General features: G+C 68.1%; 24 protein-coding genes. 12 read left to right on the forward strand and 12 right to left on the reverse strand.

Annotation, left to right across the window (positions count from 1 at the left end; translation table 11 throughout):
- Window positions 1-415: 415 nt before the first annotated feature.
- Together ampC and H0X90_RS00880 are read left to right on the forward strand one after the other, a co-directional pair.
- Window positions 416-1,585, forward strand: coding sequence for a class C beta-lactamase (ampC, locus tag H0X90_RS00875; protein ID WP_006485212.1), 1,170 nt, complete (start codon window positions 416-418; stop codon window positions 1,583-1,585).
- Window positions 1,586-1,676: 91 nt separating this feature from the next.
- On the forward strand, window positions 1,677-2,339 hold the full coding sequence (locus H0X90_RS00880; protein ID WP_077190583.1) for an ankyrin repeat domain-containing protein: 663 nt from the start codon (window positions 1,677-1,679) through the stop codon (window positions 2,337-2,339).
- A gap of 207 nt (window positions 2,340-2,546) precedes the next feature.
- On the opposite strand, the gene H0X90_RS00885 is transcribed toward H0X90_RS00880, so the two are convergent.
- Window positions 2,547-2,891, reverse strand: coding sequence for a DUF4148 domain-containing protein (locus H0X90_RS00885; RefSeq protein ID WP_171984173.1), 345 nt, complete (start codon window positions 2,889-2,891; stop codon window positions 2,547-2,549).
- Between the two features lie 331 nt (window positions 2,892-3,222).
- On the opposite strand from H0X90_RS00885, the gene H0X90_RS00890 reads away from it, so the two are divergent.
- Window positions 3,223-4,242 (forward strand): aldo/keto reductase, encoded by a 1,020-nt coding sequence (locus H0X90_RS00890; RefSeq protein ID WP_058903840.1) that lies wholly within the window; start codon window positions 3,223-3,225, stop codon window positions 4,240-4,242.
- Between the two features lie 17 nt (window positions 4,243-4,259).
- Complete coding sequence (locus H0X90_RS00895) at window positions 4,260-4,676, forward strand: SRPBCC family protein (protein ID WP_077190585.1); 417 nt, start codon at window positions 4,260-4,262, stop codon at window positions 4,674-4,676.
- 116 nt (window positions 4,677-4,792) lie between these two features.
- Here H0X90_RS00895 and H0X90_RS00900 read toward each other — a convergent pair whose 3' ends face one another.
- The gene (locus H0X90_RS00900; RefSeq protein WP_006497959.1) at window positions 4,793-5,731 is read right to left on the reverse strand and encodes a LysR family transcriptional regulator; all 939 of its coding nucleotides are present in this window, start codon (window positions 5,729-5,731) and stop codon (window positions 4,793-4,795) included.
- A 231-nt stretch (window positions 5,732-5,962) separates the two neighbouring features.
- Here H0X90_RS00900 and H0X90_RS00905 point away from each other — a divergent pair, with 231 nt between their 5' ends.
- Window positions 5,963-6,751 carry an SDR family oxidoreductase gene (locus H0X90_RS00905; protein ID WP_034203932.1) on the forward strand — a complete coding sequence of 263 codons (789 nt, stop codon included), beginning with the start codon at window positions 5,963-5,965 and terminating at the stop codon, window positions 6,749-6,751.
- A gap of 63 nt (window positions 6,752-6,814) precedes the next feature.
- On the opposite strand, the gene H0X90_RS00910 is transcribed toward H0X90_RS00905, so the two are convergent.
- Entirely contained in the window at window positions 6,815-7,783 is a 969-nt protein-coding gene (locus H0X90_RS00910) for a cyclase family protein (protein WP_006497961.1), read from the reverse strand.
- 281 nt (window positions 7,784-8,064) lie between these two features.
- On the opposite strand from H0X90_RS00910, the gene H0X90_RS00915 reads away from it, so the two are divergent.
- A complete protein-coding gene (locus tag H0X90_RS00915; protein WP_077190586.1) occupies window positions 8,065-9,648 on the forward strand; it encodes an aldehyde dehydrogenase (NADP(+)) in 1,584 nt (527 codons plus the stop codon).
- 60 nt (window positions 9,649-9,708) lie between these two features.
- On the opposite strand, the gene H0X90_RS00920 is transcribed toward H0X90_RS00915, so the two are convergent.
- A complete protein-coding gene (locus H0X90_RS00920; protein ID WP_006497963.1) occupies window positions 9,709-10,620 on the reverse strand; it encodes a LysR family transcriptional regulator in 912 nt (303 codons plus the stop codon).
- Between the two features lie 101 nt (window positions 10,621-10,721).
- Between H0X90_RS00920 and H0X90_RS00925 the strand changes: the two genes are divergently transcribed.
- Window positions 10,722-11,741 carry an aldo/keto reductase gene (locus H0X90_RS00925; protein WP_077190588.1) on the forward strand — a complete coding sequence of 340 codons (1,020 nt, stop codon included), beginning with the start codon at window positions 10,722-10,724 and terminating at the stop codon, window positions 11,739-11,741.
- 103 nt (window positions 11,742-11,844) lie between these two features.
- Here the strand turns inward: H0X90_RS00925 and H0X90_RS00930 are convergent, their stop codons facing one another.
- Window positions 11,845-13,161 (reverse strand): MFS transporter, encoded by a 1,317-nt coding sequence (locus tag H0X90_RS00930; protein ID WP_048988559.1) that lies wholly within the window; start codon window positions 13,159-13,161, stop codon window positions 11,845-11,847.
- 229 nt (window positions 13,162-13,390) lie between these two features.
- On the opposite strand from H0X90_RS00930, the gene H0X90_RS00935 reads away from it, so the two are divergent.
- Both H0X90_RS00935 and H0X90_RS00940 read left to right on the forward strand, forming a co-directional pair.
- The gene (locus H0X90_RS00935) at window positions 13,391-14,554 is read left to right on the forward strand and encodes an iron-containing alcohol dehydrogenase (protein WP_034203934.1); all 1,164 of its coding nucleotides are present in this window, start codon (window positions 13,391-13,393) and stop codon (window positions 14,552-14,554) included.
- Between the two features lie 54 nt (window positions 14,555-14,608).
- A complete protein-coding gene (locus H0X90_RS00940; RefSeq protein ID WP_006497967.1) occupies window positions 14,609-14,923 on the forward strand; it encodes an NIPSNAP family protein in 315 nt (104 codons plus the stop codon).
- Here H0X90_RS00940 and H0X90_RS00945 read toward each other — a convergent pair.
- The 5 genes from H0X90_RS00945 to H0X90_RS00965 all read right to left on the reverse strand — a co-directional run bounded on the left by H0X90_RS00945 (window position 14,916) and on the right by H0X90_RS00965 (window position 19,641).
- The gene (locus H0X90_RS00945; protein WP_006497968.1) at window positions 14,916-15,857 is read right to left on the reverse strand and encodes a LysR family transcriptional regulator; all 942 of its coding nucleotides are present in this window, start codon (window positions 15,855-15,857) and stop codon (window positions 14,916-14,918) included. The two genes, H0X90_RS00940 and H0X90_RS00945, sit on opposite strands and share 8 nt — an antisense overlap.
- A 111-nt stretch (window positions 15,858-15,968) precedes the next feature.
- A complete protein-coding gene (locus H0X90_RS00950) occupies window positions 15,969-16,751 on the reverse strand; it encodes an ABC transporter substrate-binding protein (RefSeq protein ID WP_006485210.1) in 783 nt (260 codons plus the stop codon).
- A 40-nt stretch (window positions 16,752-16,791) separates the two neighbouring features.
- Window positions 16,792-18,228 carry an NAD(P)/FAD-dependent oxidoreductase gene (locus H0X90_RS00955; protein WP_034203935.1) on the reverse strand — a complete coding sequence of 479 codons (1,437 nt, stop codon included), beginning with the start codon at window positions 18,226-18,228 and terminating at the stop codon, window positions 16,792-16,794.
- On the reverse strand, window positions 18,225-18,524 hold the full coding sequence (locus H0X90_RS00960; RefSeq protein ID WP_006485198.1) for a (2Fe-2S)-binding protein: 300 nt from the start codon (window positions 18,522-18,524) through the stop codon (window positions 18,225-18,227). Before H0X90_RS00960 ends, H0X90_RS00955 begins: the two co-directional genes overlap by 4 nt.
- Window positions 18,517-19,641, reverse strand: a complete 1,125-nt coding sequence (locus H0X90_RS00965) for an FAD-binding oxidoreductase (RefSeq protein WP_006497970.1) — start codon at window positions 19,639-19,641, stop codon at window positions 18,517-18,519. Before H0X90_RS00965 ends, H0X90_RS00960 begins: the two co-directional genes overlap by 8 nt.
- A 149-nt stretch (window positions 19,642-19,790) precedes the next feature.
- On the opposite strand from H0X90_RS00965, the gene H0X90_RS00970 reads away from it, so the two are divergent.
- Window positions 19,791-20,705, forward strand: a complete 915-nt coding sequence (locus tag H0X90_RS00970; protein ID WP_006497971.1) for a LysR substrate-binding domain-containing protein — start codon at window positions 19,791-19,793, stop codon at window positions 20,703-20,705.
- Window positions 20,706-20,772: 67 nt separating this feature from the next.
- Here the strand turns inward: H0X90_RS00970 and shc are convergent, their stop codons facing one another.
- Window positions 20,773-22,812 (reverse strand): squalene--hopene cyclase, encoded by a 2,040-nt coding sequence (gene shc, locus H0X90_RS00975; RefSeq protein ID WP_060213216.1) that lies wholly within the window; start codon window positions 22,810-22,812, stop codon window positions 20,773-20,775.
- Between the two features lie 52 nt (window positions 22,813-22,864).
- Here shc and H0X90_RS00980 point away from each other — a divergent pair, with 52 nt between their 5' ends.
- Window positions 22,865-23,551: a TetR/AcrR family transcriptional regulator gene (locus tag H0X90_RS00980; protein WP_077190590.1), complete on the forward strand. Its 687-nt coding sequence runs from the start codon at window positions 22,865-22,867 to the stop codon at window positions 23,549-23,551.
- 198 nt (window positions 23,552-23,749) lie between these two features.
- Here the strand turns inward: H0X90_RS00980 and H0X90_RS00985 are convergent, their stop codons facing one another.
- Window positions 23,750-24,658: a LysR family transcriptional regulator gene (locus tag H0X90_RS00985; RefSeq protein ID WP_006497974.1), complete on the reverse strand. Its 909-nt coding sequence runs from the start codon at window positions 24,656-24,658 to the stop codon at window positions 23,750-23,752.
- Between the two features lie 130 nt (window positions 24,659-24,788).
- Here H0X90_RS00985 and H0X90_RS00990 point away from each other — a divergent pair, with 130 nt between their 5' ends.
- Window positions 24,789-25,199 carry a cupin domain-containing protein gene (locus H0X90_RS00990; protein ID WP_006497975.1) on the forward strand — a complete coding sequence of 137 codons (411 nt, stop codon included), beginning with the start codon at window positions 24,789-24,791 and terminating at the stop codon, window positions 25,197-25,199.
- Window positions 25,200-25,283 lie beyond the last annotated feature (84 nt).

Here is a 25,283-nt window from a genome sequence, read left to right on the forward strand (position 1 = left end):
ATAGGGCGATTCATGGATTCTCTCAGGTCGGATTTTATTTTTGGCTTTCGCGAGTCTACTTCGATCCGTGCGGATGAATCAATCACGCGGCTGGCCGGCGCCGCTGGATCTGACAAGACTTATCTCTTTTTCATCGATTTTCGACGCGGCGCCACCCGGCCGCCGGATTCGATGCTGTTAAAACCGGCAGGTTTTCCCGGAAAACGGGTGAGTGGCCCGGCCATGACGGCGGCCTCGTTCCCGCCTTCCACTTATCTCATAAGTTTTTCTTTCGGCTCGCGCAACATATCGTCGATTGTTGGCGGCCGGGCGGTATCGGATAGTCCTGCTTCGACAGGCCGGTCGCCACCTTTTTCGCGCGGCGCGGCCGGATCTGTTGTCCATGCAACCATCGGAAAGAGAAGGAACCGCCCCCATGCGATTCAATGCGACACGTTTCGCCGCGACCCTGTTGGTCGCCGCATGCGCGACCGCCACGGCCGGTCGCGCGGCCGCCGTCACGCAGGACGACCTCCGCGACACCGTCACGCGCCAGATCGCGCCGCTGATGAAGCAGTACGCGATTCCCGGCATGGCGATCGGCATCGTCGCCGACGGCAAGCCGTACGTGTTCGACTACGGTGTGATGTCCAAGCAAACCGGCAAGCCGGTGACCGGCGACACGCTGTTCGAGATCGGCTCGGTCAGCAAGACGCTGACCGCGACATTGGCGTCGGACGCGCAGGAGGGCGGCGAACTGTCGCTCGCGGACCCCGCGGGCAAATATCTGCCCGAGCTGCAGGGCAAGCCGTTCGGCGTCGTGACGCTGCTCCAGCTCGGCACGCACACGCCCGGCGGAACGCCCCTGCAGGTGCCGGACAGCATCCGCGACGACGCGGGCCTGATCCGCTATCTCGACGCGTGGCGGCCCGCGTATGCGCCGGGCACGCACCGCAAGTATTCGAACGTCGCGATCGGCATGCTCGGCTGGCTCACCGCGAAGGCGATGCACCAGGATTTCGCGACGCTGATGGAGCAGCGGCTCTTTCCCGCGATCGGGATGACGCATACGTACATCAACGTGCCCGCCGCGCGCATGGCCGACTATGCGCAGGGCTACACGAAGGACGGCAAGCCGGTGCGGATGACGGAAGGCATGCTGTGGCAACCGGCTTACGGCGTGCGGACCACGGCGGCCGACCTGCTGCGCTTCGTGCAGGCGAACATGGGGATGATCCACACCGCGCCGCGCTTGCAGCGCGCGATCGAACGCACGCACACCGGCTACTTCCGCGCGGGGCCGCTGACGCAGGACCTGATCTGGGAACAGTACCCGTACCCGGTCGCGCTGCCGACGCTGCTGGCGGGCAACGCGCCGAAGATGCTGTTCGATGCGGTGCCGGCCAGCGCGATCCAGCCGCCGCTCGCGCCGAACCCGGCGACCTGGATCAACAAGACGGGCTCGACCGGCGGTTTCAGCACGTACGTCGCGTTCGTTCCCGCGAAGCGGATCGGGATCGTGATGCTCGCGAACGGCAACGTGCCGATCGAGGAGCGCGTGAAGGCCGCCTACCGGATTCTCGGGTCGCTCGGCGACGCGCGGTAACGTTGTCGCGCCCGCCCGTCGGGAAATGCTTATGATGGGCGGGCAATCCGGTGGTTGGTGGGCGAGACGCCGGGCGACGGAGGACAGCCGATTGAGCATCGCATGGGACGGAATCACGGGCGCGGACGTGCTCGACGACGCGCAACTGGCGAGCCGGCATGCGCTGGCCGACGCGGCGCGCGATGGCGCATGGGCGACGCTGCTCGCGCGTATCGCGCAACAGCCCGCGCTCGTCAACGCGACGCGGCCGGGCGGCACGTCGCTTGATGCGCCGCTGCATCAGGCCGCGTATGGCGGCGCGCCGCAGGAGGTCGTCGCCGAACTGCTGCGGCTCGGTGCATCGCGCATGCTGCGCGATGCGCGCCGCGAGCGCGCGGTCGATATCGCCGCGCGGTGCGGACATCGGCATCTGGTCGAGCCGTTGACGCCGCAACCGCGACGCTTCGTGTCCGACGACACGCTGCGCGCCATTCAACGCCATTTCCACGACATGATCGTCGGCCGCATCGCACACCTGCGGGTCGACGCGCTGCGCTTGCCCGAACTCGAACCGCTGCTCGAATACGACGAGCAGGCCGACCGCATGTGGTTCGCGGTGCCCGGCATGTACGGCGGATTCGACTACGCGCTGCGCACGGACGGCGATGCCGCTGTGCTCGTGTCCGCGAGCTGGAGCCGCGTGGTCGGCGGCTCGGGCCAGCGACACGAGATCACGGCCGACGGCTGCACGCTGGTCGAAGAAGGATTCGTCTGACGCGCCCCCTCGTTGCGCCGGGCAGTGTCGCGCGATGCATTCGCGCACGTCGTCAACCGTCTGCGTTCCTCTCTTTGTATTTCAAGCCTGACGGTGTGCTGCCCACGGCATTCCACCACGCACGACGCGCGGCCCGAATGCCTGTTCAGGCAATTCGGGCCGGCACTACGGACGGCATGGACGAGTGTCTGCGCGCGTTGAGGCGACTCAATGCCCGCGATAGATCGAGTCGCGGCCGTTGACCGACATCGCGCGGCCGGATTCGCCGGTCGTGCGGGTTTCGCTGCCGTAACCGGTCGTGTCCGCGGCCGGGGTGGCGTTCGGGGCGGATTGCGCGACGGCGTTTTCGCGCACACGCTGTTCGGCGGCGAGGATCGCGGCCGGATACTGGTTGTGGTCCAGCGCCGGGGTATAGCCGACGGCCGCGAGGCGGGCCATCTCGGCCTTCACTTCGGCGCGGGTCAGCTGATGGTCGGCCTGCTGCGCGAACGACAGCGCCGGTGCGGCAAGGATCAGGGCGGCAAGGGTGGAAGAAACGAGCGTTTTCATCATGGGTACCTGTGTGGTTGAGTGAGCCGCAACCAACGTCGACCACGTCGATGTCGTTGCGCGTGCAGCCAATATAGGTACGCCGACGCCCGGGAAAAACGGCTGCCGGACCAAATCATTTTTGATTCTGAGTCACGAATCGAACGTGAATTCGGTCGGCAGCCTTGCCGGCCGGGCGTCTGGCCCGAACAGTGGCTAGGGGCCGGTGATCGAAACAGGCCGCCAATCGGCCCATTAGACCTCGCGGGACTCAAGTGTGTCGAATTCCGTCTTGGACAGACTTAACCGGTCTCCCTAGACTGAACTCGCTTTCCTTTACTCCCTGGAGAAAATCATGAGTCTCAAAGACAAGCTGCCCGGCAACAAGATCCTCGGTTTCGGTACCGCCCCGCTCGGCAACATGTTCCGCGACATCCCCGACGCGGAAGCCGCGGCCACCGTCGAAGCCGCGTGGCAACACGGCATCCGCTATTTCGATTCGGCCCCGTTCTACGGCGCCGGCCTGGCGGAAATCCGCCTCGGCGACGCGCTCGCGAACCATCCGCGTGACGAGTACGTGCTGAGCACGAAGGTCGGCCGCGTGATCCTCGACGAAATCGAAGACGTGTCGGCGCGCGATCTCGGCGAAAAGGGCGGCCTGTTCGAACACGGCCGGCCGAACCGCATCGTCAACGACTACTCGGCCGACGCGACGCTGCGCTCGATCGAGGACAGCCTGAAGCGTCTGCGCACCGACCGCCTCGATATCGTGTGGGTGCACGACATCGCGCAGGACTTCTACGGCGACGAATGGCTCGCGCAATTCGAAGTGGCGCGCAAGGGCGCATTCCGCGTGCTGAGCAAGCTGCGCGAGGAAGGCGTGATCAAGGCGTGGGGCCTCGGCGTGAACCGCGTCGAACCGATCGAACTGGTGCTCGACCTCGCCGAACCTCAACCGGACGGCATGCTGCTGGCCGGCCGCTACACGCTGCTCGATCATGAGCGCGCGCTGCAACGCGTGATGCCGGCGGCGGCCGCGCAGAACGTCGGGATCGTCGTCGGCGGCCCGTACAGCTCGGGCGTGCTCGCGGGCGGCACGCACTTCGAATACCAGAAGGCGTCGCCGGAAATCCTCGCGAAGGTCGACCGGATCAAGGCGATCGCCGCGCGCTACGACGTGCCGGTCAAGGCCGCCGCGCTGCAGTTCTCGATGTCGCATCCGGCGACCGTCGCGGTGATCCCGGGCGCGAGCCGTCCGGAGCGGATCGCGGAAGACCAGGCCGCGCTGAACGTGGCGATTCCGGCCGACTTCTGGCGCGAGATGCGTGAACAAGGCCTGATCGCGGCCAATGCGCCGCTGCCGACCGATCGTTGATCCTGAAAGGTGATGACATGGTACAGGCACATGCAAGTATCGAGATCGCGGCTTCGGCCGACACGGTCTGGCAACTGATCGGCGGCTTCGGCTCACTGCCCGACTGGCTGTCGTACATTCCGGCCAGCGAGCTGAGCGAGGGCGGGCGCGTGCGGCGTCTCGCGAATCCGGCGGGCGATGCGATCGTCGAGCGGCTGGTTGCGTTCGACGAAGGGGAGCGCAGCTATACGTACGCGATCCTCGAAGCACCGTTTCCGGTCGTGAACTATCGCTCCACGCTGCGCGTGCGCGAGAACGGCCCGAACGCGTCGAAGGTCGAGTGGTCCGGCACGTTCACGCCGCACGGCGCGACCGACGACGAAACGATCCGGCTGTTCCGCGGCATCTACGAAGACGGCCTCGCGGAACTGGCGAAGCGCTTCGCGGTGGCCTGACGGCGACACGTCGCATCGTGTGACGGAGGCGGGGCGTCCGGCTCCCGCCACGCCTTCGCCGCGGGTGTCGCCTGCGGCGCAGGTGTGGGCGCAGGTGTGAGCGCGTCGGCGTGGTTCTACACCGACGGGCCGCCGCCATCGGCGTGCAGCTCGTCGATCAGCAGCCGCGCGCCCGGCGAGATCGGCGCGCCCTTGCGCGTGACGAGTTCGTAAGGCTCGCTGCGCGAACCGATCCGCAGCGGCAGGATGCGCGTCATGTCGTGCCGCGCGAAGAATTCGGCGACGTCGATCGACACCAGCGCGACGAACGACGGATTGCCCTGCAACAGCGCGAGCGTCGCGAATGCCGACGTCGTTTCGAGCAGATGCGGCGGAAAGCGGATGTCGGCTTCGAGGAATTCGCGTTCCAGGAGCAGCCGCATCGGCATGTTCGCGCGATACACGACCCACCGGTATTCGGCGAGGTCGCGCAGCGCGAGCTTCTTTGCGCCCTTGAGCGGATGGCGCACGTTCGCGACCACCGCGAGCGTCTCGTCCTGCAGCTTCACGCTGTCGTAGAGCTGTGGCGTGCGGCTGATCGTCGTGCGGCAGATTGCAAGATCGAGCCGGCCTGCGTCGATCTCGCTCAGCAGCGCTTCGCTGGTGTCCTCGACGATCTCGACGGACATCTCCGGATGGCGTGCGACGAGCGTCGAGATCGCATCGGTCAGCCGCGGCACCGCGCCCATGATCACGCCGACGCTCACGCGCCCGCCATGTCCGCGCAGGATGCCGACGATTTCCTCGCGCAGATGTGCGAGATCGGTATGAATCAGCCGCGCGTAGCGGATCACGCAATCGCCGACCTCGGTCGGTTCGAGCCCGCGGTTGGTGCGATTGAAAAGCGGCGTGCCGAAGGTCGTCTCGATCTCCTGCAGCGCCTTGCTCGCGCCCGGCTGCGTGAGCGCGACCTGCTGCGCGGCCTTGAGCAGCGAGCCCTGGTCGGCGAGCGCGATCAGCAGGCGCAGCTGCTTCAGGTGAAGGCGGGAAATGATGGAGTGAAGCGGCGGGGTCATGGATGTGACGAAAAGTTATACCGGTATCACGTCCCGTCAATTGTCTCGACGATTGCGATTCCTTATGCTGGCCCGTCGAGCCTTTTTATCAAGCTGTTTTTGGATGGGTGAACCGGGATGCCGCCGACGTGCGGCGGAAAGCGGGTGCACTCACTATAACTTGAACTTATTGCCGTGTCGATTGCGGTCGCACCCGGACGACACGCGCTGGATGCCAGGAGCGAAGCACACATGGATCTGAACATCGAAGGCCGCTGGGCGCTGGTTTGCGCGGCCAGCAAGGGGCTGGGCAAGGGGTGCGCGCAGGCGCTCGTCGCCGAGGGCGTGAACGTCGTGATCACCGCGCGCGGCAGCGACGCGCTCGACGCGACCGCCCGCGAACTGCGCGCGCTCAACCCGGCCGTCACGGTGGTGGCCGTGGCCGGCGACATCACGACGAGCGCGGGCCGCACGGCGGCGCTCGCGGCCGCGCCGCAAGTCGACATCCTCGTGAACAACGCGGGCGGCCCGCCGCCGGGCGATTTCCGCGAATGGACGCGCGACGACTGGATCGCGGCGCTCGACGCGAACATGCTGACGGCGATCGAGCTGATCAAGGCGACCGTCGACGGGATGACCGAGCGCGGCTTCGGGCGCATCGTCAACATCACGTCGAGCGCCGTGAAAGCGCCGATCGACGTGCTCGGCCTGTCGAACGGCGCCCGCACGGGGCTGACCGGCTTCATCGCGGGCATCGCGCGGCAGAAGCGCATCGCGGCGCGCAACGTGACGATCAACAACCTGCTGCCGGGGCTGTTCGATACCGACCGTCTGAAGAAGGCGACCGAAGCGTCCGCGCAGGCAGAAGGGACGGACTACGAAGCGACGCGTGAAGCGAAGCGCCGCAACGTGCCGGCCGGGCGTTTCGGCACGGCCGACGAATTCGGCGCGGTCTGCGCGTTCCTGTGCAGCGCGCACGCCGGTTACCTGACCGGGCAGAACGTGCTGCTCGACGGCGGCGCATATCCGGGCACGTTCTGATCGCGCGGCGTTCGTCGCGGGATGCCCGGGCCGCACGGTGCGCCCGGGCATGGCTTGCCCGCGTTACTTGATCACCAGCGGATTGACCGGCGCACCGGTGCCGCCGACGATCTTCAGCGGCGCGGCGGTGTACAGGAATTGCCACTGGCCGTCGCGCGCGCAATCTTCCGCGAGCGCATCGAGCAGCACGACCTCGGTGAACACGACGCCGAGGTTGCGCATCAGCGCGTTGTGCAGCGGAATCATCACGCCCGACACGGGGTCGACCGTCACTTCGTTGCCCATCGTATCGGTGACGAGGTTCGGAATCTCCATCTCGCGGAACCATTCGACGAGCTCGCGGCTGAACGTGAGCCCCGGCTCGACGTAGTCGCGATAGAACTCGGCTTCGTCGCGCTCGTAGAACGATCCGATCCAGCCGGTGCGGATCAGCAGGATGTCGCGCGGCTCGATCGTCACGTTCTGCGCGCGCGCCGCGTCGAGCAGGTCGTGATGATCGAACGTCTCGCCCTTGTCGAGCACGCGCTTGTTGCGATGGCGCGCGATGTCGATCAGCACCGCGCGGCCCGCGATACCGCGCTCGGCGATCGGCAGGATGCTCGCGCGTTCGAGGCCGCCGACCGTGCTCAGCGCGTCGTAGCCGTTCCACAGCGTATCGTCGTACCACACGTGCCCGAGCGCGTCGCACTGCGTCGAGCCCTGCACGTGCATGAAGATCACGTCGTCCGCGTATTCGACGTTGCCGTCGAAGTGCGCCTTGCCCGCGAGGAAATGGCCCTTGTCGAGCACGTTCATCCGCATCGACGGGCGCCGGCCCGGAAACAGCGGCTCGCCCTTCGCGTGGCCGATGTCCACCTGCAGCGTGAAGGTGCGGCCCTGGCGCACGGCGGCGATGCCGCGCATCACCTGTTCGGATTGCAGATAATTCAGCGCGCCGACTTCATCGTCGGGGCCCCACTTGCCCCAGTTGGTCGGCAGGCCGTCGAGCAGGCGCTTGACGTCGGGGCCATCGGCCGGTTTCTGCACACACATGTTCGTCTCCATCGTTGTGATCGACGCGAACCCGGGGGCGATTTGCCGTGCGGGCATTCGGCATCGGACGGGCGCGCCCGGTGCGGCGCGACGTCGGGCCAGTATAGAAATCGCGCCGCGCATCCGGTATTGAGAGCCGCTCATAGCGCTATGAAAAGCTGTCATGCGCGAAGTATTGACGCGGGTCGGGCGGGTTTGAAACCATCGTGGTCGATCGTGGCGGCGCCGCATGCGCGTCGACGCCAACGCATCCAGTCGATTGATCCACACAGGAAACGGAAATGAACATCGCAGGCAACTTGCTGATCGGTCAGCGCGCGCGGCGCGGCACCCAGGGCGTCACGTATGCGATCGACGCGGCGAGCGGCGAACGCATGGAGCCGGCTTTCGGCGGCGCGACCGTCGTCGATCTCGACGAAGCGTGCGCGCTGGCCTGGGCGGCCTTCGACGCGTATCGCGAGACCCCGCCCGAAGCACGCGCGCAGTTTCTCGAAGCGATCGCGGCGAACATCCTCGCGCTCGGCGATGCGCTGGTCGAGCGCTGCGTCGCCGAATCGGGCCTGCCGCGCGCGCGTGTCGAAGGCGAGCGCGGCCGCACGGTCGGCCAGTTGCGCCTGTTCGCCGGCGTGGTGCGCGCGGGCGACTACCTCGAAGCGCGCATCGATCCGGCGCAGCCGGAACGCCAACCCGCGCCGCGCCCCGATCTGCGCCTGCGTCATATCGGCGTCGGCCCGGTCGCGGTATTCGGCGCGAGCAACTTCCCGCTCGCGTTCTCGGTGGCGGGCGGCGATACGGCGTCCGCGCTCGCGGCCGGCTGCCCGGTGATCGTGAAGGCGCACTCGGCGCACCCCGGCACGTCGGAACTCGTCGGGATGGCCGTGCAGCAGGCCGTGAAAGCATGCGGGATGCCGGAAGGCACGTTCTCGCTGCTGTTCGGCAGCGGCCTTGAAATCGGCCAGGGGCTCGTGCGCGACCGCCGCATCAAGGCGGTCGGCTTCACCGGTTCGCGCCATGCGGGGACCGAACTGATCGCGATCGCGAACGCGCGGCCCGAACCGATCCCCGTCTATGCGGAGATGAGCAGCATCAACCCCGTGCTGTTGTTCCCGCACGCGCTGGAACAACGCGGCGACGCGATCGCGCAGGCATTCGTGCAGTCGCTGACGCTCGGTGCCGGCCAGTTCTGCACGAACCCCGGGCTGATCTTCGCGGTGGAAGGGCCGGCGCTCGAACGCTTCATCGCGGCGGCGGCCGGGCGGCTCGCGCAGGCGCCGGCCGCGACGATGCTCACGCCCGGTATTCACCAGGCGTTCGAGCGTGCGGTCGCGGTGTTCGCGCAGCATCCTCAGGTGCGGACCGTCGCGCGCGCCCAGGCGCCTGCCGGTGCGAACCAGGGGCAGGGCGCGCTGTTCGTGACGAGCGCCGACGCATTCCGCGAATCGAAGGCGTTGCACGAGGAGATTTTCGGCGCGGCGTCGCTGATCGTTCGGTGTCCGGACCTGAACACGATGCTCGCGCTGGTCGAGTCGCTGGAAGGGCAGCTGACGGCGGCGATTCATCTCGACGAAGCCGATTACGCGGACGCGCGCCGATTCCTCCCGGCGCTGGAGCGGCGCGCGGGCCGCGTGCTGGTCAACGGCTTCGGCACCGGCGTCGAGGTCGCGCATGCGATGGTGCACGGCGGCCCGTATCCGTCCACCGCGGACGGGCGTTCGACGTCGGTCGGCAGCCTCGCGATCCGCCGCTTCCTGCGGCCGGTCAGCTATCAGGACATGCCGGATGCGCTGCTTCCCGACGCATTGCGAACGAGCAACCCGTGGGCGCTGAACCGCCTGCTCGACGGCAAGCTCACGCTCGCGCGGTAAGCGGCGAGCGAATGGCAGGCGGGGCGTCGCGACGCACCGGCGCCCCGCGTTTTCACGGCCTTATTTGCCGACTGCCGCGACGACCTCCTCGCCGGTCAGGATCTCGCGGAAGATGCCCACCAGCGGGCGCAGGTTGACCTTGTGCCACGCGGCCCACAGCGGCGTGCGGTAGCTGAACCACGGCAGCTCGCGCAGCACGACGCCTTCCGGCACCTGGTGACGCAGGCTTTGCTGGATCATCGTCACGCCGAGCCCGGCGGCGACGAGCCCGAGCGCGGCGAGCGGCTCGGTCGCTTCCACCGAGATGTCCGGCGAAAAACCGGCCTTCGCACAGGCCGCGACGAACGCGCCGTGCCGCGGCGCGCTTTCCTGCTGCGTGACGCCGATCCACGCCTGCGCGGCAAGATCGTCGGCGACCAGCGTCTTCTTCTTCGCGAGCGGATGCCCGTCGGGCAGCGCGAGCAGCATCGGATCGTTCAGCACCATCGTCGAATCGAGTTCGGGATCGTCCGGTGCGGGCGGCTCGGTCACGAGCGCGATGTCGAGGCTGCGTTCGCGCAGGCCTTCGAGCTGCGCGGCGCAGGGATAGTTGTACAGCGCGATATGCACCGACGGGCGCTCCGCGCGCAGCGTTTTCAGCGCGCGCGGCAGCACGCCCGAGTGCGTGGCCGTTTCCAGATAGCCGATGCACAGACCGCCTTCGTCGCCGCGACCGAGCCGGCGCGCGAGCGATTCGAGCCGGTTCGCATGGCGCAGGAACGCATGCGCTTCGCTGAGGAACGTGCGCCCGTCACGCGTCAGACGAATGCGCTGCTGGCTGCGTTCGAACAGCGTCAGGCCGAGCTTCTCCTCGAGCTGCGCGATCTGGCGGCTGAGCGGCGACTGCGAAATGTGCAGGCGTTCGGCCGCGCGGCCGACGTGTTCCTCTTCCGCGACCGCGATGAAATATTGAAGCTGGCGGATGTCGAGCATGTAAGACCTTATGGGACTCAAGTGTGATGAATTATGTCTTGGACAGACTTATTCATGCAACCTAGACTGGGCGCACTTTCCTGTCCCATCCGGAGAAACGCATGGCTCTCAACGACACGCTGCCCGCCGACAACCGGCTCGGTTTCGGCGCGGCGCCGCTCGGCAACATGTTCCGCGACATTCCCGACGCGGAAGCGCACGCGACCGTCGAAGCCGCGTGGGCACGCGGCATCCGCTACTTCGACACCGCGCCGTCGTATGGCGCGGGGCTCGCGGAAGCGCGTCTCGGCGACGCGCTGGCCGGCCGGCGCCGCGACGACTACTTCATCAGCACGAAGGTGGGCCGCATCGTGCTCGACGATCTGGAGGAAGCGGCCACCCGCGACTACGGCGAGAAGAGCGGGATCTTCGCGCACGGCCGCGCGAACCGGCTGGTGAGCGACTACTCGGCCGACGCGACGCTGCGCTCGATCGAGGACAGCCTGAAGCGGCTGCGCACCGATCGTCTCGACGTCGTGTGGGTGCACGACGTCGCGCAGGACATCTACGGCGACGAATGGCTCGCGCAGTTCGAGGTGGCGCGCAAGGGCGCATTTCGCGTACTGGGCAAGCTGCGCGAGGAAGGCGTGATCGGCGCGTGGGGCCTCGGCGTGAACCGTGTCGAGCCGATCGAGTTGCTGCTCGACCTCGCCGAACCGCAACCGGACGGCATGCTGCTGGCCGGCCGCTACACGCTGCTCGATCACGAACGCGCGCTGCAGCGCGTGATGCCGGCCGCCGCGGCCCGTCACGTCGGGATCGTCGTCGGCGGCCCGTACAGCTCGGGCGTGCTCGTCGGCGGCGCGCACTTCGAATACCGGAAGGCGCCGCCCGAGGTCGTCGCGAAGGTCGAGCGGATCAACGCGATCGCCGCGCGCCACGACGTGCCGGTCAAGGCCGCCGCGCTGCAGTTCGTGCTCGCGCATCCGGCGACGGCCGCGGTGATTCCGGGCGCGAGCCGCCCGGAGCGCATCGCGGAAGATGCCGCGGCGCTGACGTTCGAGATCCCCGCCGATTTCTGGTGCGAGATGCGCGAGCAGCAGCTCGTCGCGGCCGATGCGCCGCTGCCGATCGATCATTGATTCCGTCAGCGCCGCCGAGTCCGTCTGGCCGCTGACGACGCGACGAGGCCCGCTCGCGCGGGCCTCATCGTTTCGGCAGAAGGAAAGCTCGGCTGCGTGACCGTCAGCCGTGCGTGCGCGGCCGGTAATCGATCAGGCTGGAGAACACCGCGATCAGCACGGCCATCGCGACGAAGAACAGCAGCGCGAGGAAGTACGAGCCCGACCACTGGACGATCACGCCGATCAGGATCGGCACCACGACGCCGACCATGCTGCCGCAGAAGTTCATCGTGCCGCCGAGCACGCCGGCGCGTTCCGGGCCGCCGACGATCGCCGGCAGGCTCCAGTACATCCCGCAGAAGCGGATGAAGAACATCGCGATGCTCAGCAGCAGCACCACGGCGTTTGCGTTCGCGATATAGGCCGCCGCGAGGATGCACGCGGCCGCGATCAGCGAAGAGCCGCTGAACATCGTGCGCATCACCAGGTTCGGCGACGCGCCCGACGCCTTCCAGCGATCGCCGATGGTGCCGCCGATCAGTTCGCCGACGAAGCCCGACATGAAGATGATGAAGGTCGCGCCGCCCGTCGTCGCGATGTTGAAGCCGTAGGTCTTGTGCAGGTAGCTCGGCATCCACGTCAGCAGCCCGTAGAACACCGCGAGGATGCAGCTGTAGCCGGCGAACATCGCGAGCACCGAGCGATCCTTCACCAGTTCGCGCAGCGGCACGCGTTCGCCCGTGGTTTGCGTCGGCGCATTCGCGCGCGTGATGTGTTCGAGCTCGGCCGCATTCACGCCCGGATGCTCGGACGGATGGTTGCGGATGTAGCGCCATACGAGCACGCCCACCAGCATCGTGCCGACGCCCGCGATCACGAACGCGATGCGCCACGATCCGAACCACGCGATCAGCCCGGAAATCAGGATCGCGCCGAGCGCGCTGCCGAGCGGCGCGCCGCCGTCGACCAGCACCGCGCCGCGGCCGCGTTCGTGCGGCGTCAGCCACGTGCCGATCAGCTTCGCGCCGGCCGGGAACACCGGCGATTCGGAGAAGCCGAGGCCCATGCGCGTGAGCATCAGCAGGATCCAGTTGTGCGATGCCGCGCCGAGCGCCTGGAACGCGCCCCATGCGAGCGTCGCGGTCGCGATGATGCCGCGCGTGTGATAGCGGTCGAGCATCACGCCGACCGGGATCTGCATCAGCGCGTACGACCAGAAGAACGCGCTCAGCATCAGCCCTTCGAGCGCCGGCGACAGGTTGAATTCCGGTGCGATCAGCGGCATCGCGACCGACAGCGACGCGCGGTCGATGTAGTTGATCGCGACCAGCAGCAGCATGAGCAGGAAGATGCGCCAGCGGACGTTGGTCGGCCGCGCCGACGCGTCGAGCGAAGTCGGCGCGGCGGCCGGGACGGCGGGGGAAGTCGAGGGGGGCATGCGTGTCTCCGTCGTTATGGTTGCGGGGGCGATGGCATCGTCGCCGTGCAGCGACTGTAGGGGCATGGCCGCGTCTTGCCTAATGACGCTTCGTGATCGCGTGATAACCAAACGGCGCGGCGTGCGCGGGGAATAAGCGGACGTTATCGGGCGATCCGGTTTTTTCATTACCGGCGGCAATCGGCCGCTTGTAGTGTTCGGTGCGGAGACTTCACACGGAGAAAGCACCATGAGCCCATTCCAATATTTCTTTCCCACCACGCTGAAATTCGGCAACGGCCTCGCGCGGCAGGCCGGCGAACTGCTGAAGCCGCTGTTCAGCGGCAAGCTGCTGGTCGTGACCGACGAAGGCCTGATCAAGAGCGGCGTGCTCGAAGGATTCTTCGCATCGCTGCGCGACGCGGACGTCGCCTACGAAATCTTCTCGGGCGTCGAGGCGAACCCGAGCACGGCCGTGCTCGACAGCGCGCTGACGTTCCTGAAGGAGCATCGCTGCACCGCCGTGATCGGCGTCGGCGGTGGCAGCAGCATCGACACGGCGAAGGGTGTGGCCGCGATGGCCACCAACGGCGGCACGATTCTCGACTACGAGGGCTACAACAAGATCCCGGACGAACCGCTGCCGATCTTCGCGATCCCGACCACGTCGGGCACCGGCAGCGAATGCACGGCGTCGACGGTGTTCACGAACCAGGAAACGCTGTTCAAGACCGTGATCGTCAGCCACAAGCTGTTCCCGAAGCTCGCGATCCTCGACGCGGAGCTCACGCTGAAGCTGCCGGCCGCGATCACCGCGGCCACCGGCATGGACGCGCTGACGCATGCGATCGAATCGTATGTGTCGAAGCAGGCGAACCCGGTGAGCCAGTCGCTCGCGCTGGGCGCGATCCGCCTGATCGGGCGCAGCCTGCGCAACGCGTTCTACGTCGGCTCCGATCTCGCGGCGCGCGAGGACATGCTGCTCGGCTCGTTCCTGGCCGGCGTCGCGTTTTCGCAGTCGAAGCTCGGCAACGTGCACGCGATCTCGCACACGATGGGCGGCGTGTTCAACATCGCGCACGGCATCGCGAACGCGGCGCTGCTGCCGTACGTGATCGAATTCAACCGGCCGGCCTGCCCGGCGCTGTATCGCGACATCGCGGCAGCGCTCGGCGGCGACGTGACCGGCGTCGATGCGGAAACGGCCGCGCGCGCACTGGTCGAGCAGATCGTCGAACTCAATCGCGCGCTCGCGATTCCGTCGAACATCCGCGAGCTCGGCGTCGATCTCGCGCACCTGCCGCAGATGGTGGCCGACTCGATGCGCAGCGGCAACGTGCTGGTCAACCCGCGGCTGACGACCGCGCGCGACGTCGAAGGCATCATCCGCGCCGCGTACGGCGGCGAACTCTGATCGCGCGACCCGCGCGAAGTGCGATTACCCGAATCGATTCAACCAGGAGCAGTCATGTATTACGAAATGCGGACCTACACGGTCCAGATCGGCAAGATGAACGAATACCTGCGGCACTTCGAGAAGGAAGGGCTGCCGGTGATCTCCCGCTATGCGACGCTGGTCGGCTGGTGGTACACGGAAATCGGCGAACTGAACCAGGTCGTCCACATCTGGGCATACGAAAGCCTCGACGATCGCATCAAGCGCCGTACCGCGCTGTACGAGGATCCGGACTGGCTCGAGAAGTTCGTGCCGAAGGCGTTCCCGATGCTCGAGAAGATGGAGTCGAAGCTGCTGCGCCCGGCCGCGTTCTCGCCGATCAGGTAAGCAGGGGACCTTGCAGCGTTTCGACGAGCAGGCGCGCACCCGGCGACAGGTGCGCGAAGGTACGGGCGACGACGCCGTACGGCTCGTCGAGCGCCGGGATCGCGACGGGCAGGCACGCAATCAGGCCGAAGCGCTCGCCGAACTCGGCGACTTCGCGCGGGATCACGGCCACCAGCTCGGGGTCCGCCTGCAGCAGCGTGAGCGTCGCGAACGTCGACGCGGTTTCGATCGGATAGCGCGGCACCTCGATGCCGGCGTCGGCCAGTGCGCGTTCGAGCGCGAGCCGCATCGGCGTGTTGACCGGATACGCGACCCATTCCGCATCGGTGAGATCGCGCAGCGTCAGCGTGTCGCGCCCGGCGAGCGCATGCGTGCGCGCGGTCACGACCGCGAGCGGTTCGGATTTCAGCGGCAGGTAGTCATACGCTTCCGGGCGGCGGCTGTTGCCGTTGCGGCAGATCGCGAGGTCGATGCGGCCGTCGTCGATCAGCGCGAGCAGGCTCGCGCTGGTGCCTTCGACGATCTCGACCGACAGGTTCGGCTGGCGGCGGCGCAGGTCGGTCAGCGCGCGCGTGAGCAGCGGCACCGCGCCCATGATGACGCCGACCGCGAGATGGCCGCCATGCCCCTGCGTGAGCGCGAGGACTTCGGTGTGCAGGTGTTCGAGGTCGCTGTAGATGAGGCGCGCGTAGCGCGTGACGCAGCGGCCGAGGTCGTTCGCGACGAGGCCCTTCGGTTGCCGCTCGAACAGCGGCATGCCGAGGATGTCCTCGATCTCGCGCAGCACCTTGGTGGCGCCGGGCTGCGAGATCGCGATCTCTTCGGCGGCCTTGTGCAGCGAACCGTGGTTTTCGAGCGCGATCAGCAGTTTGAGCTGCTTGAGGCGAAGGCGCGACGCGATATTGGCGAGGGAGGGAACGGCCAGCGGCTTCATGGCAACGACCAAACCGAAAGCGCGCATTATAGCCTGTCCGGCCCATAAACGATCCTGAGGATCACCAAGAAATCGCGGGTTTTCCGGCCTTCGGATCACCCGCGCATGCGGTCAATTTCCGTACATGTCGAAGTCGAAATACTTCGACTGGATCGCGTTGTACGTGCCGTCGCCGCGAATCTGCGCGATGGCGCGATTCAGTGCGTCACGCAGGTCGGTGTCGGCCTTGCGCACGCCGGCCGCATCGCCGTTACCCATGATCTTCGCGTCGTACACCACGCCGCCCGCGAACGAGAAGCCCTTGCCGCGCGGCGTCGCCAGGAACCCGAGCTGGCCCTGCACGGCATCCATCAGCACGCCGTCGACGCGCCCGGTGACGAGATCCGCATACGCCTGGTCGTAGCTCGGATACGGCACGACCTCGACCTTCGCGGCCGCCCACTTCTCGCGCGCATAGGTTTCCTGGACCGTGCCCTGTTCGACCGCGACGCGCTTGCCGGCGAGCTTCGCCGCGTCCGGCAGCAGCCCCGACCCGGTACGCGCGATCAGCCGCGTCTGGTTGCGGTACAGGCGGTCGGTGAAGTCGATCTGCTGGCGCCGCTGTTCGGTCGCGGCCATCGACGACAGGATCACGTCGAACTTGCGCGCCTGCAGCCCCGGAATCAGCCCGTCGAAGCTGCTCGACACCCACACGCATTTCGCATTCAGCTTCGCGCACAGCGCGTTGCCGAGGTCGATGTCGAAGCCCTTCACGCTGCCGTCGGTCGCGGTCGACTCGAACGGCGGGTAGGTCGGGTCGACACCGATGCGGATGGTCGTCCATTCCTTCGCCGACGCCAGCGACGCGACAGCCATCGCGGCGGCGGAAAGGAGAATCGTGAGGCGCGTCTTCATGGTCTGGCTCCGTTCGTGTGGGGAAGAGTGGGCGTGCGCGTCAGCTCGGGAATTCGCCGCGCTGAAAATCGTTCGACAGTTCGAGGGCATCGGCCATCTCGCCGACGGTGACCGGCTTGATCGGCGCGCGGATCCGGTAGTGACCGACGTCGCCGACGCCGCGCTGCTGCACGTCGGCGATCAGTTCGCCGACCGTCGTGCCGCACCAGCGCCCCTGGCACGGACCCATTCCGCAGCGCGTAAACGCCTTCATCTGGTTCGGCCCTTGGCAGCCGAGCGCCGCGAGCTGGCGAATCTCGCCGGCCGTGACTTCCTCGCAGCGGCACACGATCGTGTCGTCGTCGGGGCGGCGCAGCGCGGCGGGCGGCGTATACAGCGCGTCGAGCAGCGGGCGCACCGCGAGATGGCGGCGCCATGCACGCAGCACCGGGCGTTCGCGTGCGGCCTGCCGTTGCGCGTCGAGCGCACCGAGTTGCCGGGCGATGTCGAGCGCCGCCACTTCGCCGGCGAGTGCCGCCGCCTGTGCGCCGCCGATCCCTGCGCCGTCGCCCGCGATCCAGACGTGCGGCACGCTGCTGCGGCCGCGCGCGTCGCGCTGCGGGCGCCAGCATGCCGACGCTTCGTCCCATTCATGCGCGCAGCCGAGCGCGCGCGCGAGCTGCGTCGACGGAATGACGCCCTGATGCAGCAGCACGAGGGACGTGTCGAGCGCTTGTACGACGCCTTCCGCGTCGCGAAAGCGGATGCGTTCGGCGCGATCGTCGCCGTCGATGCGGATGTCGGTCGCGCCGCGATGGACGGGAATCCCGGCGTCGCGCACCGCACGCAGCATGCGCCAGCCCTTGAGCAGATAGTCGACGCCGCGCAGTGCCGGCAGCGCATGGGGAAGCGCGCGGCGCCACGCGTCGCGCGGTGTCGTATCGACCAGCGCGCGCACGCGCCGGCCCGCATTCAGCAATTGCGCGGCGAACAGCCACAGCAGCGGGCCGCTGCCCGCCAGCACGGCGTCGGCCGACGGCGCGAGGCCCGACGCTTTCAGCAGCGTTTGCGCGGCGCCGACGCCCATCACGCCGGGCAACGTCCAGCCGGGCACCGGCCACGGCCGCTCCTGCGCGCCGGTCGCGATCAGCACCGCGCGCGCGCCGATTTCGAGCGTGCCGCGCGACGGGCCGCTCTGCGTGAGCATCGCGACGGGTGTCGGTTCGAATGCGACCTGCCACACGACGCTGCGCGGCAGGTAATGCGCGCCGCTGGCGAGCAGGCCGTCGACGAGCGGCCGGCCGGCCGCATAGTCGGCGCCAAGCCATTGCGCGAGCGGCGCCGGTGCATCGGCCACGTTGCGGTAGATCTGGCCGCCGGGCGCGCGGCCTTCGTCCGCGACGACGACCGACAAGCCGGCCGTGCGCGCGGCGATGGCTGCCGCCATCCCGGCCGGCCCGGCGCCGACGATCAGCAGGTCGCACTGGCGGCGCGTCATGCGAGCCTCGCCTTGCCGTGCATCGCGCGCACCTGCATGCCGTCGGCGACGGGCGTCATGCAGCCTTGCACGTTCGGGACGCCGTCGATTTCGACGAGGCAGTCGAAGCACACGCCCATCATGCAGAACGGGCCGCGCGGCGCGCCGCTCACGGCGCTCGTGCGGCACGCGGCCGAACCGGCGGCGAGCATCGCGGCCGCGACGCTGTATTGCGCGGGCACGTCGTGCGGCGTGCCGTCGATATGGATGCGCACGCGTTCGAGCGTCGCGGCGGCGGGAACGAGGGATTCAAACATGCCGGGCTTCCGTGGGCGCGTCAAAGCGCGCGGTGGTAAAGGCGGACAGGTCGGCCGGCGCGGCGCCGCCGGCGATCCACGGCGCGACGAGATCGGCGTGGGTTGCCGCGAGCGTCACGCCGCTGTGGCAGATCGCGATGAACGCGCCGGGATGCGTGGTCGACGCCTCGTAGACGGGCAGGCCGTCGGGCGTCATGATGCGCAGCGCGCCCCACGCGCGCACGATGCGTGCATGCGCGAGCGCGGGGAAGGCGGTGCGTGCGCGACGCGCGATGTCGACCATCGCCGGGCGCGTCTGGCCGTCGTCGAAGCCGACGTCTTCGGCCGAGTCGCCGAGCAGCACCGAGCCTTCCGGCGTCTGCCGGACGACGAGCGTCGGATAGTCGAGAAACGGCGCGAGCCGTTCGGTGACCATGATCTGGCCGCGCAACGGCGAGATCGGTGCGCGCAGGTCGACCATCGGCGCGAGCCGCGCGTTGTCGAGGCCGGCCGCGAGCACCACGCGCCCGGCTTCGAGCCGCGCGTGGCGCGTGTCGATCTCGAAGCGCCCGGCGTGCGGGCGGATTTCGCTGACCTCGCTGCGCGGCAGATAGACACCGCCGCACCGCTGAAACGCCTGCAGCATCGCGCGCAGCGTATAGAGCGGATTCGCGTGACCGTCGTTCGGCGACCACAGCGCGCCGGCCAGCGACGGCGACGCCGACGGAATGCGCCGGCGCAGCGCCGCCGGATCGAGGACCTCGTACGACAGCGCGGCTTCCTGCCGGCGCAGCGATTCGAGCAGGTCGGTCGCGCCGTCGAGTTCCGCGCGGTGTTCGAACAGCTCGATGCCGCCCGGGCGTTCGAACGCGCAATCCACGCCGGTTTCGCGCTGCAACTGCGCGGCGAACGCATGCCAGCGCTCGGACGATTCGCGCGACCAGCGCGCATACGGCACGCAGCGGCCGCCTTTGCCCTGCACCCACACGAGCCCGAAATTGCCGCGCGCCGCGCGAAACGCGATGTCGTCGCCGTCGCACACCGCGACGCGCTGGCCGAGACGCGCGATGCCCCACGCGATGGCCATGCCGACGAGACCGCCGCCGGCCACGACGACGTCGAAGCGGCGCACGGTCATGCGCGGCTCCGGTGTCGCGGGTGAGGCGGTTGCGTGTTATATCCCATGGCGGCGCGGCTCCTTGCTTTCAGTACGTTGCGGAACCGATGTTCGGACAGGCAAAATGGGCTGTCCAATACAGCTTGATCAACGCTCCATAATCCAGTGTTATGACCACGCCCTCGCTCAGGATTCGTCAGATCGAAGCGTTTCGCGCGGTGATGCAGCGCCATACCGTCACACGCGCGGCACGCGATCTCCATATCTCGCAGCCGGCCGTGAGCCGGCTGATCGCCGATCTCGAGGACCGGATCGGCTTCGTGCTGTTCGAGCGGCAGCAGGGGCGTTTCACGCCGACCGCGCAGGCGCGCGTGCTGTACGAGGAGGTCGAACGCGCGTTCGTCGGGCTCGACCGCGTCGCGCAGGCCGCCGAGCAGATCCGCGCGATGCGGCGCGGCACGCTGCGCGTGGCCGGCTCGCCCGCCGTCGCGCTCGATCTGCTGCCCGAACTCGTCACGCGTTTCTCGCACGCGCATCCGGGTGTCGACATCACGCTGCTCGCGCACAGCGCGTCCACCGTCGTCGACAAGGTCGCGTCCGGGCAATGCGATGTGGGGCTGATCGCGGAACCCGTCCCGCACCCGGCGGTGCGTGGCGAGCGGCTCGCGGAAGCCGCGATGTGCTGCATCGTGCCGCGCGGGCACCGGCTCGCGCGCAAGCGCGTCGTGCAGCCGGCCGACCTGCGCGACGAAGCGTTCATCTCGTTTCCGCCGAGCTTCGAGGCGCGCAGCGCGATCGATCGCGTATTCGTGGAAGCCGGCGTGTCGCGCGTGCTGTCGATCGAGGCGCAACTGTCGCAGACGATCGTCGCGTTCGTCGCGAACGGCGCGGGCGTCGCGCTGATCGATCCGGTGACGGCCGCGTATGCGGGCCAGCGCGTGGCCGTCAAGCCGTTCGAGCCGGCCGTGCCCGATCACTTCTATCTGGTGACGTCCGCGTCGCAGCCGCTGTCGATGATCGGCGACGCGTTCTGCGCGGATTTGCGCGACGCGTTCGCCAGGATGCGGGAGCAGGGGGCCGGGTGATCCGGCCGGGAAGGAATGGCCGCGGCGGTCGCGCCGGGGGCGTCGGCGCACCCCGGCGCGCGACCGCTCAGGCGAGCGCCGTGTCGGCGGCCGCCACCGCGGCCGGGGGTGCCGCGGCAGCACCCGCCAGCCGCCGATAACGCGCGAGCGCCCACAGCGGGAAGTACGCGGTATAGCCGTGATACTTCAGGTAGAAGATGCGCGGGAAGCCCGGCGCATTGTGCGAGCGGTGCCACCAGAAGCCGTCTTCCTGCTGCACCGACTGCAGATACGCGATGCCGCGCTTCACCGAATCGGATTCGCAGTCGCCGAACGCCATCTGCGCGAGCAGCGCCCACGCGGTGCAGTTCGACGTGCTCTCGCCGCCGTTCGTGCCGGCCAGCGTCGGGTCGAGGTAGCTGTCGTTCGTCTCGCCCCAGCCGCCGTCCGCGTGCTGCCGCGCGCGCAGCCAGTCGAGCGCGCGGGCGATATAGGGCTGCGACTTGTCCTCGCCAGCGAGCGCGAGACCGGCCAGCACGCTCCACGTGCCATAGAGGTAGTTCGTGCCCCAGCGCCCCCACCAACTGCCGTCGGGCTGCTGCGTGCGCTTCACGTAGTCGATGCAGCGCGCGAGCGACGCGCGGTCTTCCGCGCGCTTCGTCACGCCGAAGCACAGCAGTACGCGGCCCGATACGTCCTCGGTGGGCGGGTCGAGCAGCGCGCCGTGATCGGCGAACGGGATCGCGTTCAGATACATGCGGTCGCAGTCGGCGTCGAACGCCGCGAAGCCGCCATTGCGCGATTGCAGCCCGCGCATCCAGTCCAGCGCGCGTGCGACGCGCGGCGCGTACGGATTCGTGCCGTCCGCGTGGCGATGCGTGCGGCCGCGGCGATCGAGCATCGCGGTGACGAGCGCGCTGTCGTCGATGTCCGGGTAGTACGGGTTCGCGTACTGGAACGCCCAGCCGCCCGGTTCGACGTCGGCCGGGACGTTCTCGATCCAGTCGCCGCGCAGGTCGTTCACCTGCCGCGCGGCCAGCCAGTCGTACGCGCGTGCGATGCGCTCGTCGAGTTCGCGCAGCGTGCCGGCAGCCGTCTCGCCGGTTTCCGGCGCCGCGACACCGCGCGCCTGCTCGAGCGCCATCGTGCTCCAGGCGGTATCCCAGACCGGCGACAGGCACGGCTGGCAATACACGCTGCCGTCCGGCCGCGTGACCAGCAGCTTTTCCAGCGCGTTTTCGCAATCGCGGCGCAGCGGATGGTCGTCCGGGTAGCCGAGCACCTGCATCATCTGGTAGCTGTAGACGATCGGCGGGAAGATGCCGCCGAGCCCGTCCTCGCCGTTCATCCGTTCCGCGCACCACGCTTGCGCATGCCGGATCGCGCGCTGCCGCAGGCGCTTCGGCATCAGCGGCTCGATATGCCGCACCGCGCGGTCGAGCGCGAGGAACAGCCGGCGCATGCCGCGCGCGGGCGGGAAGTAACGGCGTTCCTGTTCCGGCGGCGTGACGAACAGCTCGCGGATCGAGACGTTGCGCGGATTGCGTGCACGCGCCTTCAGCGAGCACAGCACCAGCAGCGGCACCATCGTCGTGCGCGCCCAGTACGCGACCTTGTACATCGAGATCGGCACCCACTTCGGGAACAGCACGAATTCGATCGGCATGAACGGCGCCGCGCGCCACGGCACCTGGCCGAACGTCGCGAGCAGGATGCGGGTGAACACGTTCGAGCGCGCCGCGCCGCCGAGCTTCAGGATCGCGTCGCGCGCGCGGATCATGTGCGGCGCCTGTTCGCTGTCGCCGGCCGCCTTCAGCGCGAAGTACGCCTTCACGCTGCACGACACGTCCGGCGCGCCGTCGACGTACAGATCCCAGGCGCCGTGCGTGTCGAGTCGCTGGTTCGCACGCAGGTAGCGCGCCATCTTCTCCTGGCGCACGTCGTCGATCCGGTCCATGAAATGCATCATCAGGATGTATTCCGCGGTGATCGTCGCGTCGGATTCGAGTTCGAAACACCAGCTGCCGTCGGGCTGCTGAAGGCGCACGAGTGCGTCGCGTCCACGGGCGATGGCAGTGTCGAGCGTGGACCAGGGAGAGGGGGCCGATTTGTTCATGCGGCGGATCATACCATCCAGCCGGAATGTTTATCTCGAGACGTGCAGTGCTACCATCCGCACCATGAAAAAACGCCTCGAACCCGCGCCGCGCGACGTGTCCGCGCCCGTCGAACCGGCCGGAGCGCCCGATGCACGGGCCCCTGAAGGATCATCGGCGCCGCCGGCTGCCGCCGTGGCCGGCGTGCGGCGAAAAAAAGCGCCGGACCAGGTGCGCGCGCAATTGCTGGCGGCTGCATCGGAGATCGCGACGCATCACGGCGTGGCCGCATTGACGCTCGATGCGGTGGCCGAGCGTGCCGGCGTGACGAAAGGCGCGCTGCAATATCACTTCGCGAACAAGCAGGGGCTGCTGGATGCGCTGTTCGGGCAGGCGACCGAGCGGTTCGGCGCGCAGATGGCCGCGCGGATGGCGGCGGATTCCGGCGGCGACGGCGCGGCGGCGCGTGCGTATCTGCATGCGGTGCTCGATGCGGCCAATCCGGCCGCGAGTACCGACGTGCTGCGCGTGCTCGTCGCGTCGATGATCACCGAGCAGGACACGCGCGCGCGCTGGTCGGTGCCGATGCGAGAATGGACGCGACCCGACCCGGTGCCGCTCGAGCAGGCCGCGACGCTGATGATCTGCCGGCTCGCGGCCGACGGGTTGTGGATTTCCGAACTGCTCGACAGCATCGAGATATCGGCCGAATTGCGCGCGGAAATCGTCCGGCAGCTCGATGCGATGAGCAGGGGCGCGTTTCCGAAGTGATGCGCTGCACGGGATCGATGTCGTCGGGCGAGATTCTGTCGCGCGACGGCGGGGTTCGACGTGCCACGCGTATCGAGGTCGTGATGGCCGATCACGTTTGCCCGGGACTCCACCCCGTTACGTTCGATCCTGCGGCAGCGCGTGCATGGGGCATGGCCTTTCGGAAGCTGCCGGCTACTGAACCACGGGCGTGACCGCTCATCCTTGCCGCGGGTTGCGCTGATACCCGGCCCTGAGCGCGTCGACCACGAGCTCCACCGCCCGCGACGATTTGCGCCGGCTCGGGTAATAGACGTGATGCCCGACGAACGTCGGAAACCAGTCCTCCAGCACCCAGCCGAGCCGGCCGGCTTCGACGTGATGCGCGACCAGATCCTTCGGCACATATGCGAGCCCGAAGCCGGCGAGCGCCGCGTCGACCATCTGATAGACGTTGTTGAACGTCAACTGCCCTTCGACGCGAACCTGCAACTCGCGGCGTCCCTTGCTCAACTCCCACGATAGCAGCGCGTTTCTGGTCGGCAACCGCAGATTGATGCAGTTGTGTTGTGTCAGGTCCTGCGGCGTTTTCGTCGCGGGCCGGGACGCGAGGTAATCGGGAGAACCGATGATCGACATCGTCATGTCCGGCGCGATACGCTGCGCGACCATGTCCTTGGCGACCTGGTCGCCGAGCCGTATGCCGATGTCGTAGCGGCCCGCGATGAGGTCGGTCAGACCATAGTCGTTCACCAGCTCGACCTTGAGCGCCGGATACCGGCGCAGCAGCGGTTGCAGCCGTGGCCACACGTACTCGTTCGCCGCATAGTCGGTCGCGGTGATCCGGACGTTGCCGGCCGGCTGGTCCGTCATCGCGCGCAGCGATTCCAGTTCCACCTCGATTTCCTGAAAGCGTGGGGCGATCGATTCCAGCAACCGCTGGCCGGCCTCGGTCGGCGACACGCTGCGTGTCGTGCGCGTCAGCAGCGGAATGCCCATGCGCCCCTCCAGCGCGCGCACCGTTCGGCTCAACGCCGATTGAGACACGCCGAGTTGCGCGGCCGCCCGCGTGAAATTGCGCTCGCGCGCGACGGTCATGAACGCCGCCAGGTCGTTGAAGTCTTCCATTGATTCATGCACCACAGCATAGGCCTATGCCGATTTTGCCATCTAGTCGCATGAATCGCGAGTCATTAAAGTGGGATGGCTGGCCGCCGGAGCGATCCATGCGGCACCTTTTTCGGTAGAGGACGACATCATGGAACTGAAGCGCGCGGGCTCGCAGCCCTCGATCAAGGGCCCCGACGAATGGTTTACCGGCACGGTCCGGATCGACCCGCTGAACGCACCGCCGCCGCCGGCGCGCGTGTCGTGCGCCAGCGTGACGTTCGAGCCGGGCGCACGCACCGCATGGCACACGCATCCGCTCGGCCAGACGCTGCTCGTGACCGCCGGCTGCGGCTGGACGCAATGCGACGGCGAGCCGCGCGTCGAGATCCGCGCGGGCGACGTGATCTGGTGCCCGCCCGGTCACAAGCACTGGCACGGCGCGACGTCGACCACCGCGATGACCCATATCGCGATTCAGGAAGCGCTCGACGGCAAGAACGTCGACTGGCTGGACAAGGTGACGGACGAGCAATACCTCGGTAGCGGCGAACCGCAATGAACGCGCCCGCTGCCCTGACTCCGATGCCGGCTGGAGGTCGTTGGCCGCGTCGGTTGACGGGGCGAAAAGCGATGGACGCAACGT

The organism is Burkholderia sp. 9775_39 (assembly GCF_015712225.1).
Taxonomy (GTDB): domain Bacteria; phylum Pseudomonadota; class Gammaproteobacteria; order Burkholderiales; family Burkholderiaceae; genus Burkholderia; species Burkholderia cenocepacia.

Bases quoted from the DNA above. Each gene is read 5' to 3' on its own strand.
- ampC (WP_006485212.1), top strand. From the start codon at position 416: ATGCGATTCAATGCGACACGTTTCGCCGCGACCCTGTTGGTCGCCGCA.
- H0X90_RS00885 (WP_171984173.1), bottom strand. From the start codon at position 2,891: ATGATGAAAACGCTCGTTTCTTCCACCCTTGCCGCCCTGATCCTTGCC.
- H0X90_RS00890 (WP_058903840.1), top strand. From the start codon at position 3,223: ATGAGTCTCAAAGACAAGCTGCCCGGCAACAAGATCCTCGGTTTCGGT.
- H0X90_RS00895 (WP_077190585.1), top strand. From the start codon at position 4,260: ATGGTACAGGCACATGCAAGTATCGAGATCGCGGCTTCGGCCGACACG.
- H0X90_RS00900 (WP_006497959.1), bottom strand. From the start codon at position 5,731: ATGACCCCGCCGCTTCACTCCATCATTTCCCGCCTTCACCTGAAGCAG.
- H0X90_RS00905 (WP_034203932.1), top strand. From the start codon at position 5,963: ATGGATCTGAACATCGAAGGCCGCTGGGCGCTGGTTTGCGCGGCCAGC.
- H0X90_RS00910 (WP_006497961.1), bottom strand. From the start codon at position 7,783: ATGTGTGTGCAGAAACCGGCCGATGGCCCCGACGTCAAGCGCCTGCTC.
- H0X90_RS00915 (WP_077190586.1), top strand. From the start codon at position 8,065: ATGAACATCGCAGGCAACTTGCTGATCGGTCAGCGCGCGCGGCGCGGC.
- H0X90_RS00920 (WP_006497963.1), bottom strand. From the start codon at position 10,620: ATGCTCGACATCCGCCAGCTTCAATATTTCATCGCGGTCGCGGAAGAG.
- H0X90_RS00925 (WP_077190588.1), top strand. From the start codon at position 10,722: ATGGCTCTCAACGACACGCTGCCCGCCGACAACCGGCTCGGTTTCGGC.
- H0X90_RS00930 (WP_048988559.1), bottom strand. From the start codon at position 13,161: ATGCCCCCCTCGACTTCCCCCGCCGTCCCGGCCGCCGCGCCGACTTCG.
- H0X90_RS00935 (WP_034203934.1), top strand. From the start codon at position 13,391: ATGAGCCCATTCCAATATTTCTTTCCCACCACGCTGAAATTCGGCAAC.
- H0X90_RS00940 (WP_006497967.1), top strand. From the start codon at position 14,609: ATGTATTACGAAATGCGGACCTACACGGTCCAGATCGGCAAGATGAAC.
- H0X90_RS00945 (WP_006497968.1), bottom strand. From the start codon at position 15,857: ATGAAGCCGCTGGCCGTTCCCTCCCTCGCCAATATCGCGTCGCGCCTT.
- H0X90_RS00950 (WP_006485210.1), bottom strand. From the start codon at position 16,751: ATGAAGACGCGCCTCACGATTCTCCTTTCCGCCGCCGCGATGGCTGTC.
- H0X90_RS00955 (WP_034203935.1), bottom strand. From the start codon at position 18,228: ATGACGCGCCGCCAGTGCGACCTGCTGATCGTCGGCGCCGGGCCGGCC.
- H0X90_RS00960 (WP_006485198.1), bottom strand. From the start codon at position 18,524: ATGTTTGAATCCCTCGTTCCCGCCGCCGCGACGCTCGAACGCGTGCGC.
- H0X90_RS00965 (WP_006497970.1), bottom strand. From the start codon at position 19,641: ATGACCGTGCGCCGCTTCGACGTCGTCGTGGCCGGCGGCGGTCTCGTC.
- H0X90_RS00970 (WP_006497971.1), top strand. From the start codon at position 19,791: ATGACCACGCCCTCGCTCAGGATTCGTCAGATCGAAGCGTTTCGCGCG.
- shc (WP_060213216.1), bottom strand. From the start codon at position 22,812: ATGATCCGCCGCATGAACAAATCGGCCCCCTCTCCCTGGTCCACGCTC.
- H0X90_RS00980 (WP_077190590.1), top strand. From the start codon at position 22,865: ATGAAAAAACGCCTCGAACCCGCGCCGCGCGACGTGTCCGCGCCCGTC.
- H0X90_RS00985 (WP_006497974.1), bottom strand. From the start codon at position 24,658: ATGGAAGACTTCAACGACCTGGCGGCGTTCATGACCGTCGCGCGCGAG.
- H0X90_RS00990 (WP_006497975.1), top strand. From the start codon at position 24,789: ATGGAACTGAAGCGCGCGGGCTCGCAGCCCTCGATCAAGGGCCCCGAC.